Origin of the sequence: Nocardia sp. NPDC051756, assembly GCF_040681495.1 — a bacterium.
Classification (GTDB): Bacteria; Actinomycetota; Actinomycetes; order Mycobacteriales; family Mycobacteriaceae; genus Nocardia.
This window is the reverse complement of the sequence record NZ_JBFAYV010000005.1, coordinates 295,002-308,229: the sequence shown is the minus strand read 5'-3', so window position 1 is coordinate 308,229 and position 13,228 is coordinate 295,002. Positions and strand designations below refer to the sequence as shown.

Genomic DNA, 13,228 nt, shown 5'->3' with positions numbered 1-13,228 from the left:
TCCGGAAACCGGACGTTTGCTCGGGAAAAACCGGGCGCGGCTCTACCCGTCGGCCTGGGCTTTGGGGAAGGCCCAACGGGCGTAGGTGTTTTCGGGGCGGAGGGTGATCACGTCGCAGAATTTGACCAGGGGATCGGCGGCGCCGTCGAGGTGGTCGAGGGTGGGGGTGATCACGGCTTCGGCGTTGTTGATCTTGACCGCGGTTTCGAGTTGGTCGAGGCGGTATTCGCTGTCCGCGTCGAAGATGATCGTTTTGACCAGGTCGTAGCCGAGTCGCTTTGCGAGACTTCGGATCTGGGTTTCATCCCAGGCTTGCTGCGGACCCGAGATATCGCGTCGCACATAACCGAGTGCGGTCGGATCCACGGTCATTACCCCTCCTCGCCCATCGAAATCTGGCCCGGTACCGCATGACACCACCTTGTAGCCCGCCCCCGAGCGTTCTAAACCTAACCCGGCCAGGCCATGGCAGGTGTCGAATTCGGGGACTGGGGAACATTCGTTCCGGCGTGACGATAAGCGCGCTGGTTACGCGCGTGATCAATTGTTGTGATGTGTTGTGCGGCAGTCGGGTTCGCGTCCGTGAAATTCATCCGATGGCCTGTCCGGCGCGGCCGGAATCGAAGCACGCGACCTGCCCGCTGTAGACGGTGCAGCGCCACTTGGTGCGCATGCCTGCTCGTAGGGCACCGCTGACGGTGGAGGATTTATCTGTAACCGACGGTTACAGATAACTTCGGGAGGATTTTGGGGAGGATTTCAGTCGCGGAGTGATCACGCGGGACCTGAGATGTCGCTAAGCCTACCTGCTGCCTCCCCTGTGCGCTACCGGACCCCACCTTTTCCATAACCGAGTGAAACCGACCAAGCGCTTGCTACGCTCCCGGCATGATCTCCACGGCGGTGTGGGGCACCGGCAATGTCGGCCGGGCGGCCATTCGGGCCGTCGAGGCACATCCGGCGCTGACCCTCACGAATGTGCTCGTGCACAATCCGGACAAGGTCGGGCGCGACGCGGGAGAGCTGAGCGGTCTCGACTATCGGGTCGGGGTCGCGGCCACCGACGACATCGACGCGGTCCTCGCGGCAAGTCCGCGCGCGGTCGTGTACGCGGCCTCCGGCGATATCCGCCCCGATGACGCGCTCGCCGACATCGTCCGGGCGATCCGGGCCGGCGCGATCGTCGTCACGCCCGCGCTGTACGCGCTCTACGACCCGCGCAACGCCCCGCCCGAGATCCGCGACCCCGTGCTGGCCGCGATCGCCGAGGGCGGCGGTTCGCTGTTCGTCTCCGGCGTCGACCCCGGCTGGGGCAACGACGTGCTGCCCCTGCTGATCAGCGGCCTCGGCGGCACCGTCGACGTGATCCGCTGCCAGGAGATCTTCGACTACTCCACCTACGACCAGCCGGACTCGGTGCGCTGGCTGGTCGGCATGGGCCAGCCGATGGACTACCAGCCGCCCATGCTCGCGCCGACGGTGCCGACCATGGTGTGGGGCGGGCAGATTCGCCTGATGGCCCGCGCACTCGGCGTCGAACTCGACGAGATCCGCGAGACCCTCGAACGGCAGCCGCTCGAGACCACGATCAGCACGCAGTCGATGGGTGAGTTCGTGGCCGGCGGCCAGGGCGCCGTCCGCTTCGAGGTGCAGGGCATCGTCGACGGCGAGCCGCGCATCATCGTCGAACACGTCACCCGCATCCATCCGTCCTGCGCCCCGGACTGGCCCGCGCCCGCCGACGGCGACGGCGCGCACCGGGTGATCATCGAGGGGCGTCCGCACATCGAGGTCACCATCGAGGCGTCCGACGAGAACGGCAACCGGGCCGCGGGCGGAAATGCCACTGCCGTAGGTCGTTTGGTGAGCGCCATCGATTGGCTCGCCGACGCCGAACCCGGACTCTATGACGCGCTCGATATTCCACTGCGTCCGGCAGTCGGCAAACTCGGAAGGAAACACCCATGATCATCGATATTCCCGAGGGCAAGGACCCGATCGGTTACGTCTGGGGCGAAATGGTGCCCGGCATCGGCGTGGCCGCCGCGCAGTTCTCGATGTCGGTGTATTCGCACAGCACGCTCGGATTGCGCGAATTCGAGGCCGCCCGTTTGCGTATCGCGCAAATCAACGGCTGTATCTTCTGCCAGGATTGGCGCACCGAACGCGACGGTAAAAAGGTGGAGGCGGAGTTCGCCGACGCCGTCACCGACTGGCGACTCACCGAGGCGTTCGACGAACGCACCCGGCTCGCCGCCGAATACGCCGAACGCTACGCCCTCGATCATCACGGCATCGACGACGAGTTCCTGACCCGCATGCTCACCGAGTACACCCAGGTCGAACTCGTGGAACTGAGCATGAGCATCGGTTCCTGGCTGGCCTTCGGCCGGCTCAATCGAGTTCTCGGCCTCGACACCGTCTGTGTGCTGCCTGGACATTCGGCCGCATAACTAACGATTATTCGGTGCGTTCGGGCCAGAACGTGTCGTCCGCGGCGTCGTAGAGCTGATAGGCCAAACCGGAAATCAAACTCTCGATCAGCCCGCGCACCGCGGTGGCCGCGCTGTCCACCGCCGACCCGCGGTGCCTGCGCCGATCGGCGCGGTCGGCCGCGGTTATCCGGATCGAATTCCCCGCGGCCTCGACATTGAGCAGTGCGTGCCGGTAAGCCGCGGGCACCCGGCCGTTCCACAGGTGCAGACCGGACAGCACGAACCGGCGTAACTGCTCGTCGACCGGTTGTCCGGCCTGGGTCCGGACGTAAGCCGGGACCTCGGCGGGCGAGTCGACGGCTCCCATCGGCAGCACCACGAACTCGTAATTCATCTGTCCAACGGTAGCGCGATTTCGCGAAATAGAGGCTGGGACAACCGTTTTCCGATAGTTAACGGTTCGGCACCCAGGCGGGCTGACCGTCCACCAGCCCGGTGGTGAAGAATTCCGGCGCGTCCACGACGGCCTGGAGATGATCGTGCGCCTCCTCCAGCGAAAGGCTGGCCGGGTAGCGGATGTATTCCAGCGGCGCGATGATTCGGGCCTCGAATCGATGCCGGAATTCGGCGTCGTCGACGTAGGTGAGCGCGATGCGTCCGCGCCAGGCGATGTCGTGGCTGCCGTCCGGGCGGCGGGTGAAAACCACCTCCTGGTCGGCCACCGAATCGTGGCCCAACAGGTAGATGTTGAAGGCGAGATATTCGAGCTGATCGATCTCGATGAGCGGCAGCGGATCGGCCGTTAGTCGTTGTGGTGTCAACTCTTTCAGATGAAATGGATTTCCGGGCGTGGCGGCCAGAAAACCGGTGCCGTCGTCCTCGCCCCAGTAGGTGGACGACAGCGTGCAACTCCCATAGTTCTGCCAGACCGCCGGTGACGACCAATCATCGGCCGCCACGGCACTTTCCGCGTCCCCCTCGGCAACATACCGGGCCGACCGCAGGTGCAAGTCGAACCATAAATTGCCGTTCTCGTCGATCCGCCCGGTCCACGCGAACTCTTCGATCGCGTGTCCGGCCGGCCACGGGTTTCCCGGAAACACAATCCGGCCGCGGGCCGGATTGTCCTCCAGGTCGATCCTTTCCATACCGACGAACTTAGCGACCGGCACCGACAAACCACGAACCAGTAGTCGCTTCGCGCCGGTCGATCAAGCTTTGACCGCCGTCTCGTCGCCGGCATCCGGCGCTTCCTCCACCGTGCGCTTGGGGCCGGTGAACCAGGTGCGCGCCGAAACCAGCCACCAGATGCCGATCGCGCCGACCACGCCGACCAACGCGATCGGCGCGTAGTTGACGGTGTTCCAGGTGAATTCGCTGTTCCACGGATAGCCGCGGTCGTCGGTGGGCAGGATGAACAGGAAGCTGATCAGGACGATCCAGATCAGCGCCACCACCCCGACCGGGCGATACCACTTGCCCAATTGCCAAGGGCCGGTGCGGAACCGGGTGCCGTGCACCTGCCGCAGCAGGATCGGGATGCCGTAGGCGATGTAGAGCCCGATGGTGGCGACCGAAGTGGCGGCCGCGTAGGCGGTCGGCGCGTTCTCGGCGGGCACCAGCATCGACGGAATCAGCAGCACGAAGGCGAACACCGAGATGAACAGCACCGCGTTCACCGGCACCCGCTTGGCCGAAAGTTTCGACCAGAGCGCCGATCCCGGCACCGCGCCGTCGCGGGCGAACGCGAACAGCATGCGCGAGGCCGAGGTGACCGAGGCGTACCCGCAGAACAACTGCGCGATCGCCGCGATGATCAGCAACAGCCCGGACCAGAACGAATTGAGCGAGTTCTCCAGGATGTAGATCACCGGATAACCGCTGTTCTTCGTCGGATCCAGCGCGTCGTCGAGATTCGGGATGGCGAAGGTCACCGCCATGATGAGCAGATAACCGGCGATCGCCGAGACCACGATGGTGTTGATGATGCCCTTGGCGGCCATGCGCGAGGCATCGTGGGTTTCCTCGGACATGTGCGCGGACGCGTCGTATCCGGTGAACGTGTATTGCGCGTGCAGCAGGCCGAGCAGGAAGCTGAACGCCACGCCGCCGAATCCGACGCCGGCGTTGTCGACGGTTTTGGTGAACACGAACTCGACGCTCTGATGATGATTCGCGCCGAACGCGAGCACCAGCACGAAGATCGCCACGCCGCCGACGTGCCACCAGGCGGAGATGTTGTTGATCACCGCGGACAGGTGCGGCCCGATCGCGTTGAGCACCGCGTGCAGCACCAGGATCACGATGAAGACCAGGAAGATCGCGGTCCGGTCGGTGCCGATATCGATGCCGATCACGTTCAGTACCACGGTGGTGAAGATCGCCGCCCCGTAATCGATTGCCGCGGTCACCGCGATCTGGCCGATCAGGTTGAACCACCCGGTGAACCAACCCCAGACCGGGCCGCCGAGCTGCGCCGCCCACCAGTACAGGCCGCCGGAGGTCGGATAGGCCGAGGCCAATTCCGCCATCGCCATGCCGATAAAAAGCACCATGATGGAGACCAACGGCCAGCCCCAGGCCATGGTGATCGGGCCGCCATTGGCCAAACCGATTCCGTAACTGGCCAATCCGCCGGTCAGGATGGAGACGATGGTGAAACTGATGGCGAAGTTCGAGAATCCGGACCAGGATCGGGCCAATTCTTGTTTGTAGCCGAGTTCGGCGAGCCGACGTTCATCGTCGGACGGAGACGGTTGATCACTCATGTGTAGCTCCCGGGTGTAAACGCTGCCCTCACACAGCGTTTGCCAGAAGATCAGTGTGGAGTAAACCCGGGTCAACCGCACGGCAACCAGGAATACCGCAGCAAATCGCGGCGACCCCCTCCCTCCGGCGATGGACGGTCCGCCGTAGCGTGAAGCGCATGGAGCGACTGGTGGTCATCGGTGGTGACGCGGCCGGAATGTCGGCGGCCTCGCAGGCACGCAGGCTGAAGGACGCGAGCGAGCTGGAGATCGTGGTTTTCGAGCGCGGGCGGTTCACCTCGTTCTCCGCGTGCGGCATCCCGTACTGGGTCGGCGGCGACGTGCCCGAGCGGGACGCGCTGATCGCCCGCACGCCCGAGGAGCATCGATCCCGCGACATCGATCTGCGCATGCGCACCGAGGTGCTCGAGCTCGACGTAGCGGGCGGCCGGGTGCGCGCCCGCGATCTGGAGTCCGGCGCCGAATCATGGACGGACTACGACAAACTCGTGATCGCCACCGGCGCGCGCCCGATCCGGCCGCCGCTGCCGGGCATCGACGCGCAGGGCGTGCACGGAGTGCAGACCCTCGACGACGGGCAGGCGCTGATCGAGACTCTCGACCGCATCGAGGGCAAGCGCGCGGTGGTGGTCGGCGCCGGGTACATCGGAGTCGAGATGGCGGAGGCGCTGATTCAGCGCGGTTACGACGTCACCATGGTGCACCGCGGTCCCGAGCCGATGTCGACGATGGACCCGGACATGGGTGCGCTGGTCCGAGATGCCATGTGCGGCATGGGGATCAAGGTGGTCGGCAATGCCGAGGTGACCGAGATCCGCACCGACGAACAGGGTCTCGTGCGTGCGGTGGTCGCCGACGGCGCGGAGTATGCCGCGGACGTGGTGGTGCTCGGCATCGGCGTGCGCCCCGACACTGAACTGGCGAGCGCGGCGGGCCTGCCGCTGGGGGAGTTCGGCGGACTGCTCACCGATCTGGCCATGCGGGTGCGCGGCCACGAAAACATCTGGGCCGGTGGCGATTGCGTCGAGGTGCTGGATCTGGTGGCCGAGCGGGAACGTCACATCGCGCTCGGCACGCACGCCAACAAGCACGGCCAGATCATCGGCGCCGGGGTCGGCGGGGGATACGGGACCTTCCCCGGTGTGGTCGGCACCGCGGTCAGCAAGGTCTGCGACCTGGAGGTCGCGCGAACCGGCCTGCGGGAGAAGGACGCCCGCGCCGCGGGCCTGCAATACGTCACCGTCACCATCGAATCAACCAGCCGCGCGGGCTATTACCCCGACGCCGCGATGATGACGGTGAAGATGCTCGCCGAGCGGCGCACCGGACGCCTGCTCGGCGTGCAGATCGTCGGCCGGGAGGGCGCGGGCAAGCGCGTCGACATCGCTGCCGTCGCGCTCACCGCGCGGATGACGGTCGAACAGATGACCGCCCTCGATCTCGGCTACGCACCGCCGTTCTCCCCGGTGTGGGACCCCATCCTGGTGGCCGCCCGCAAGGCGGTCGTCGCGGTGCGCGAGCGCGGATAGCGCTCAGGCCGCGTGGCGGTGCACCACGAAAACCGGGATCACCCGCGAGGTCTTCTCCTGGTATTCACCGAATCCGGGCATGATCTCGACCATCCTGGCGTAGAGCGCGTCGCGTTCGGCGCCCGTGACGACCTCGGCCTTCGCCTCGTACCGCTCGGTGCCGATCTCCACGGTCAGGTCCGGGTTCGCGCGCAGATTGTAGTACCAGGACGGGTGCTTGTCGGCGCCGCCGTTGGACGCGATGAGCACGATCCGGTCCCCGTCGGGCAGGTAGACCAGCGGGCTGGTGATGCGGCGTCCGGATTTGGCGCCGGTGGTGGTGATCAGCACCATGGCCGCGCCCTCGAACATGCCGCCGACCTTGCCCGCGTTGGCACGGAACTCGTCGATCACCTGCTCGTTGAAGCTCTTCGGTTCGATGGTGGCGTTCTCGGACACGTCATTCCTCCAGCGGTTGCGTTTCCTCCGGCAACCACCGGGCGAGCGTCGAAATTCCGGCCGGTCAGTAGTCGGCCATCAGCTCCAGCAGATCGGCCTTGCCGAACATGCGGGCGGCATCGCGCGCGGACGGCGTCCCGGCGTCCGGGTCCGCGCCGGACTCGATGAGCAGCCGCACGATCTCGGACTCACCCTTGAAAACCGCACCGGCCAAAGGAGTTTGCCCCTTGTCGTTGGCCCGGTTCGGATCCGCGTCCCGATCGAGCAACGCCGCCACCGCATCCCGATGCCCGTGATATGTCGCCAGCATCAGCAACGTGTCGCCCGAATCATTGGTCAGATCCGCGGACACCCCAGCATCCACATACGTGGCCAACGAGGCAGCATCCCCCTGCCGCGCGAAGCCGAACACCTTGGTGGCCAGCTCGACGATTTCCGGATCCAGGTCATCGCTCATTCGCCCATTCCTACCACGGCGCGGCGTCCGTTTTGCGCCGGATCGTCCGGCCGGCCCCGGAAGGCCCCTCCCACCTGGTGTGCCGGACGCGATAGGTCGGTATAGTCGCCGCGGATGAGTAGTGTGACCACCCGCGTTGAGCCGGATGCCAAGAACCGTCGACTCGGCGTCGCGGTGTGGCTGGCACCCGTCGCCTGTATCGCGTTCGCCGCGTTCTGTCTGCTGCTGCCGACCTGGCCGTTCCACAAGATCACCGGTGGATTCATCGACCTACAGGTCTATCGCCTCGGGGTCGACGCGCTGCGGCATGGCAACGACATGTACGGGCAGCTGCCGCAGACCAGCATCGGGTTCGGGCTGCCGTTCATCTATCCGCCGTTCGCCGCACTGGCGCTGAGCCCGTTCGCGCTGCTGCCGTGGCATGCGGCCGCGTTCACCTTCTTCGTCTCCTCGGTGCTCGCCCTCGCGCTGACGCTGTACCTGGTCGCCCGGCGGGTGTGGCCCGGCGAGGAGCAGCGCAGGCTGGTCCTGCTCGCCACCGCGTGTGCGACACCGCTGGCCCTGCTGCTCGAACCGGTGCACGCCACGCTGGACTTCGGTCAGGTCAATCTGCTGCTGATGGCGTTGGTCGCGGCCGACTGCCTCGCGTTCAAACCGCGCTGGCGGCGCGGCATGCTGATCGGCATCGCCGCCGCGATCAAGCTGACCCCCGCGGCGTTCGTGCTGTATTTCCTGGTCCGCCGCGACTACAAGTCGGCGGCGACGGCCGCGGCGACCGGTGCGGCGGCCACCCTGCTCGGCTTCGCGGTGCTGCCGCGCGACTCCGTGAAGTACTGGTTCGGCGGCATGGGCAATGTGTCCGGCCTGAGCGGATCGGCCTTCCATACGAATCAGTCGATCCAGGCGGTTCTGTCCCGCTTGCAGGTGCCTAAACCGGCCTCGACCGTGCTGGGGCTGGTCCTCGGCGCCGCGCTGCTGGTCCTCGTGGTCGCCGCGATGCGCCGGGCGGCCGACTTCCCGCCGCTCGCGCTCGCCATCAACGCGGTCTTCACCCTGCTGCTGTCCCCGATCTCCTGGTCACACCACTGGGTCTGGATCGCGCCTGCTCTGGCCGCCGCGATCGGCTACACCACGCTGCTGCCGCGCAGGCAGGCCATCGGCTGGTCGATCACCATCGCGGTCATGACCGCGGTCTTCGTCTACGGCCCGCAGAACTGGCTGCCCGACGGCGAGCATCGCGAAACCCAGTGGACCCCATGGCAACACTTCATCGGCAACACCTATGTCTGGTTCAGCGTCCTGCTCGTCGCGCTGTACTTCGTCTCCGGCCGCCGCGCGGCCCGGGTGCCGGAACCCACCCCCGCGCTGGTGCCGCAACACTGATCCTGACCTCCCGAGTGTTTGCTGCCAGGATCCCCGGGTAGGGCCGTCAGTGACGGCACCCAGCCGTCGCCGACAGAATTACTCGAGGCAAGGAGGGATTCATGGCCGCCCGACGTGGCTTTGCCGCCATGGACGCGGAGCAGCAGCGCAAGATCGCCAGCCAGGGTGGCAAGGCGAGCAGCGGCAGCTTCGACAACGACCCCAAGCGGGCCAGCGAGGCAGGCAAGAAGGGCGCGGCGGCCCAGCCGATCGCGGCCAAACGCCTCGGCGGCGAACGCAGCCACCTGAACCGATAGTCGAAACAGTCGATGGGCGAGGCAACGGCCTCGCCCATCGTCCGTCCCGAGGGGATGGCAGCCCGATGCGCTTGCGCCGCAGCACCGTGTACGGTCCCGGCCTGACCAGGGTCAGACGCGGCCGCGGATTCTCCTACGCGACCACCGGCGGCGAACCGGTGACCGACGACGAAACCCTCGACCGGATCAAAGCTTTGGTGATTCCGCCCGCGTGGCGCAAGGTGTGGATCTCCCCGCATCCCAACGGCCACGTGCAGGCGGTCGGCGTCGACGCGGCCGGTCGGCGGCAGTATCTGTACCACGCGCAGTGGCGCAAGGACCGCGACGAAGAGAAGTTCGACCGGGTGCTCGAGCTGGCGGCCCGGTTACCCGAGGTGAGGCGGCAGCTCAGGGCCGATCTGGCCGAGCAGGGGCTCGGTCGGCACCGAGCCGAGGCGGTGGCCATCGAACTGCTGGACCGTGGCGTATTCCGGGTCGGCGGTGAGGAATACGCGGAGGAGAACGGCACGCGCGGGGTCGCCACGCTCCTGCGGGAGCAGGTGCGGATGTCCGGGGACGAGATGCTGTTCGACTATCCGGCCAAGGGCGGTATCCGGCGACGCGTGAGCATTCGGGAACCGTTGGTGGCCAAGACCGTTCGCGCGTTGCGACGCTGCAAGTCCGGCTCGGAACGGTTGCTCGTCTACCGCAACGGCACCGGCTATCGCGAATTGCACGCCGACGACATCAATCTCCGGTTCAAGGAACTCGCGTGCTGCGAGTGCAGCGCCAAGGACTTACGCACCTGGCAGGCAACGGTTTTGGCGGCCGCGGACTTCGCGTCGACCGAACGTCCTGCCTCCAAACGCGGCCGCAAGGCGGTGGTGAAGAAGGTCATGGAGGACGTCGCGACGGCGCTCGGCAATACGCCGACGGTCGCGCGCAACTCCTATGTCGATCCGCGGGTGGTCACGGCGTTCGAGAACGGATCGACCATCGCGTCCGCGCTGCGTCGCGCCCGCCGGGCCGACTCCGACGACGCCCGCCGAGAGCTGGTCGATCAGGCGGTGATTCGGCTGCTTCGCAAGACGAAGTGAGCCGGACGCAAGACACCGCGCAAGGGTGGTGCAAGGGCGCCGCAATCGGCCGACGGCACAGTCGGATTCATGAACGAGACATTTGATGTAGTAGTAGCCGGGGCCGGGCCCGTCGGGCTGATGCTGGCATGCGAATTGCGGCTCGCCGGGGTGGACGTATTGGTGGTCGAGCGGCTCGATGAGATCGATCCCACGATGAAGGCCGCGGGGATCAATGTGCCGACCGCGCAGGCGCTCTACCGACGCGGGCTGTTGCCGGATTTGATCGTCGATCAGGAGCGGGCGCGCGCGAAGATGGGGTTGTTCGTGCGCGATAGCACCGAGTCGCCCGGGACCGAGCCGTTGAAGTTGAGATTCGCCGGGCATTTCGCGGGCATCATGCTCGACATCGGCCTGGTCGACTTCGACGTTCCCCACTTCGCCGACCTGGGTCCGGCGGGCGAGGTCTTCTTCGTCCCGCAGCAGGACATCGAGGCCGCCCTCGGGCGCCGCGCCGCCGAGCTGGGTGTCATCGTGCGCCGCGGCGTCGAACTCACCGACTTCACCGAGGACGGTGACGGCGTCACGATCCGGCTCGGCGACAACACGATTCGGGCCGCCTGGCTGGTCGGTTGCGACGGCGGGCGCAGCATCGTGCGCAAGCGGTCCGGCTTCGACTTTCCCGGGCTCGGCCCGGAGGTGACCGGCGATCAGGCACTGGTCGACATGACCGGAGCCGAAGCCCTGATACCCGGATGGACGGCGACCGACACCGGCATGTATGTCTACAACCCGGCGATCGGCCGCATCCTCACCGTGGAGCTGGACGGGCCGCCCGCCGACCGCAACGCACCGATCACCGCCGCCGATCTCCAGGCGAGCCTGCGTGCGGTGTCCGGTGTTCCGGTGCAGATCACCGCCGTGCACTCGGCCACCCGGTTCACCGACAACACCCGGCAGGTCACCGAGTATCGCCGGGGCCGGGTGCTGCTGGCCGGCGATGCGGCCCACGTGCATTCACCGTTCGGCGGGCAGGGGCTGAACCTCGGTGTCGGCGACGCGGTGAACCTCGGCTGGAAACTGGCCGCGGTGGTGCAGGGGAAAGCACGGACGGACCTGCTCGACACCTACACCACCGAGCGGCATCCGGTCGGCGCCTGGGTGCTCGACTGGACCCGGGCCCAGGTCGCCCTGATGCGAACCGACAAGCGCAGCAGGGAACTTCGCGCGGTGATGACCGAACTGCTCGCCACCCGCGAGGGCACGACCATGGTGTTCCAGAAGATCTCCGGCGTGCTGCACCGCTACGACCTCGGCGGCGGCCACGAACGGGTCGGCGCCATGGTGCCCGATTTCGAGTTGTCCGACGGGACCAGGATCGGCGAGCACTTCTTCGAGGGCGGTGCGGTGCTGTTCGACCTGGCCGATTCGGCGGAACTGCGTACGGCGGCGGCACCCTGGGCGGCTCAGGTCCGGGTGGTCACGGCCAAGACTGTGCGACCCGGCGAGCTGACCGCGCTGCTGGTTCGCCCCGACGGATTCGTGGCGTGGGCCGCGGACTCGGGTGACCGGGATGGACTGGAAGCAGCGTTGATTCGCTGGTTCGGCGCTGCGGCATAGATTCATGCCAGCTCCAGTCGCGGGCCGACGTGGATCGCGAGATACACCTGATTGCGCAGCGCATTCGCCTCCTCGTCGGTGAGCGTCCGGGTCAGCGGCCGGAGAACCAGTCGCACAACGGCATTCGTCTGACCCGGGACGATTCCGAGCCGGTCCCTTGCCTTTTCGGACAGCTCCGCCCACGGCGTCCGGGCCGTGACGAGCACCGACTCGATGTCGTCGACCCGATCGTGCAGCACCTTGCGCACTGTGTCGCCGAGGGTTTCGTCGTCGGTGTCGTCGGCGATCACCACCGACAGGTCGCGGCGGATCGGCGGCAGCATGGAGACCGGCCGCCACGGCGACAGGTCGCGCAGCTGCTCGGCGATCCGCGGGTGCGCCGAGCGCAGGTAGCGGATGTCCGGAATTCCCTTGCGCAACATCAGGGCTCGATCCAGACCCATGCCGAGCGCGGTGCCGGACCAGCGGGTGGGATCGAGTCCCGCACCGGCGAGGACGTGGTCGGCGATCAGCCCGCACTCGGCGAGTTCGAGCCAGTCGTCGCCGAGGCGCACGTCAACTTGGCGGCCGAGGGCGGTGTAGGGGTGCCGGGCCGGTGTCGTACGCCATTGCGCGCCGGGCAGGACGGCCTCCACCAGGTGGGCGACCATGTCGTGGACGTCGGCGTCGCCGGTGTCCGGGCTCGAGCGCAGCCGCCACAGGTCGACCTGATGCGGTTCGCCGACATGGATGCGGTCGACCACGTCCCGGCGGTAGACCAGGCCCGGCACGACGATCAGGTCATCGATCGCCACCGCCGAGTCGGCGTAACTCCGTAGCGTCTCAGGGATATCGGCCGAAGTGTGGCTGCGCAGCATCGTGGTGGGGCTGACGTAGCGGGTGTAGCGGGTGTCGCGGGTGACGTCGGCGAGGTCGTAGCCCAGCTTGTCGTAGTTGTCGACGACCGCGACGAGCGGCGAGTTGCGCACCACGCGCACGGTCGACCCCCACGCGCGGACCAGCGCGTCGACGGTCCCGTCCAGCAGCGTCTGCATGGCGTGTGGCCCCTGCGCGGCATCGCTGAGATCGCGCACGGTCAGCGCGCGCGACAGATCCAGGGGAGTGAGATAGGTAGGCATGCGTATTCCTTTGGTAGTCGGTCGGATTCGGTGAAACCCCCGAACCGACGACTGCCGCCGGAACTACGCGAGCGGACGCACGCGACAGACCCCGCGGCCGACTGACGGCCCGGGGCGCAGAAATCGCGT

Annotated in this window: 14 protein-coding genes; 7 read left to right on the top strand and 7 right to left on the bottom strand. The window is 67.0% G+C overall.

Translation table 11 applies throughout. The features are described 5' to 3' along the window. Nucleotides 1-42 precede the first annotated feature (42 nt). Nucleotides 43-372: a hypothetical protein gene (locus AB0M22_RS23405; RefSeq protein WP_364730535.1), complete on the bottom strand. Its 330-nt coding sequence runs from the start codon at nucleotides 370-372 to the stop codon at nucleotides 43-45. A 516-nt stretch (nucleotides 373-888) separates the two neighbouring features. Here AB0M22_RS23405 and AB0M22_RS23400 point away from each other — a divergent pair. Both AB0M22_RS23400 and AB0M22_RS23395 read left to right on the top strand, forming a co-directional pair. Then, nucleotides 889-1,968: a dihydrodipicolinate reductase gene (locus tag AB0M22_RS23400; protein ID WP_364730532.1), complete on the top strand. Its 1,080-nt coding sequence runs from the start codon at nucleotides 889-891 to the stop codon at nucleotides 1,966-1,968. Beyond that, nucleotides 1,965-2,453 (top strand): carboxymuconolactone decarboxylase family protein, encoded by a 489-nt coding sequence (locus tag AB0M22_RS23395; RefSeq protein ID WP_150404715.1) that lies wholly within the window; start codon nucleotides 1,965-1,967, stop codon nucleotides 2,451-2,453. Before AB0M22_RS23400 ends, AB0M22_RS23395 begins: the two co-directional genes overlap by 4 nt. A 7-nt stretch (nucleotides 2,454-2,460) precedes the next feature. On the opposite strand, the gene AB0M22_RS23390 is transcribed toward AB0M22_RS23395, so the two are convergent. The 3 genes from AB0M22_RS23390 to AB0M22_RS23380 form a co-directional block, all read right to left on the bottom strand. Continuing rightward, nucleotides 2,461-2,829, bottom strand: coding sequence for a hypothetical protein (locus AB0M22_RS23390; RefSeq protein WP_364730528.1), 369 nt, complete (start codon nucleotides 2,827-2,829; stop codon nucleotides 2,461-2,463). A gap of 58 nt (nucleotides 2,830-2,887) precedes the next feature. Then, the gene (locus AB0M22_RS23385) at nucleotides 2,888-3,583 is read right to left on the bottom strand and encodes a hypothetical protein (RefSeq protein WP_364730525.1); all 696 of its coding nucleotides are present in this window, start codon (nucleotides 3,581-3,583) and stop codon (nucleotides 2,888-2,890) included. A 63-nt stretch (nucleotides 3,584-3,646) separates the two neighbouring features. Continuing rightward, entirely contained in the window at nucleotides 3,647-5,203 is a 1,557-nt protein-coding gene (locus tag AB0M22_RS23380) for an amino acid permease (RefSeq protein WP_364730522.1), read from the bottom strand. A gap of 158 nt (nucleotides 5,204-5,361) precedes the next feature. Between AB0M22_RS23380 and AB0M22_RS23375 the strand changes: the two genes are divergently transcribed. Then, nucleotides 5,362-6,732 (top strand): FAD-dependent oxidoreductase, encoded by a 1,371-nt coding sequence (locus tag AB0M22_RS23375; protein ID WP_364730519.1) that lies wholly within the window; start codon nucleotides 5,362-5,364, stop codon nucleotides 6,730-6,732. Between the two features lie 3 nt (nucleotides 6,733-6,735). Here AB0M22_RS23375 and AB0M22_RS23370 read toward each other — a convergent pair whose 3' ends face one another. Both AB0M22_RS23370 and AB0M22_RS23365 read right to left on the bottom strand, forming a co-directional pair. Then, a complete protein-coding gene (locus AB0M22_RS23370) occupies nucleotides 6,736-7,170 on the bottom strand; it encodes a nitroreductase family deazaflavin-dependent oxidoreductase (protein ID WP_364730517.1) in 435 nt (144 codons plus the stop codon). 64 nt (nucleotides 7,171-7,234) lie between these two features. Then, a complete protein-coding gene (locus tag AB0M22_RS23365; RefSeq protein WP_364730515.1) occupies nucleotides 7,235-7,627 on the bottom strand; it encodes an ankyrin repeat domain-containing protein in 393 nt (130 codons plus the stop codon). A gap of 114 nt (nucleotides 7,628-7,741) precedes the next feature. On the opposite strand from AB0M22_RS23365, the gene AB0M22_RS23360 reads away from it, so the two are divergent. The 4 genes from AB0M22_RS23360 to AB0M22_RS23345 all read left to right on the top strand — a co-directional run bounded on the left by AB0M22_RS23360 (nucleotide 7,742) and on the right by AB0M22_RS23345 (nucleotide 11,981). Next, nucleotides 7,742-9,010 (top strand): glycosyltransferase 87 family protein, encoded by a 1,269-nt coding sequence (locus AB0M22_RS23360; RefSeq protein WP_364730512.1) that lies wholly within the window; start codon nucleotides 7,742-7,744, stop codon nucleotides 9,008-9,010. Between the two features lie 101 nt (nucleotides 9,011-9,111). Further along, the gene (locus AB0M22_RS23355; protein ID WP_364730509.1) at nucleotides 9,112-9,306 is read left to right on the top strand and encodes a general stress protein; all 195 of its coding nucleotides are present in this window, start codon (nucleotides 9,112-9,114) and stop codon (nucleotides 9,304-9,306) included. A gap of 65 nt (nucleotides 9,307-9,371) precedes the next feature. Next, entirely contained in the window at nucleotides 9,372-10,382 is a 1,011-nt protein-coding gene (locus AB0M22_RS23350) for a DNA topoisomerase IB (RefSeq protein WP_364730506.1), read from the top strand. Between the two features lie 69 nt (nucleotides 10,383-10,451). Further along, on the top strand, nucleotides 10,452-11,981 hold the full coding sequence (locus AB0M22_RS23345; RefSeq protein ID WP_364730504.1) for an FAD-dependent monooxygenase: 1,530 nt from the start codon (nucleotides 10,452-10,454) through the stop codon (nucleotides 11,979-11,981). 2 nt (nucleotides 11,982-11,983) lie between these two features. On the opposite strand, the gene AB0M22_RS23340 is transcribed toward AB0M22_RS23345, so the two are convergent. Further along, entirely contained in the window at nucleotides 11,984-13,099 is a 1,116-nt protein-coding gene (locus AB0M22_RS23340) for a hypothetical protein (protein WP_364730500.1), read from the bottom strand. Between the last annotated feature and the right edge of the window lie 129 nt (nucleotides 13,100-13,228).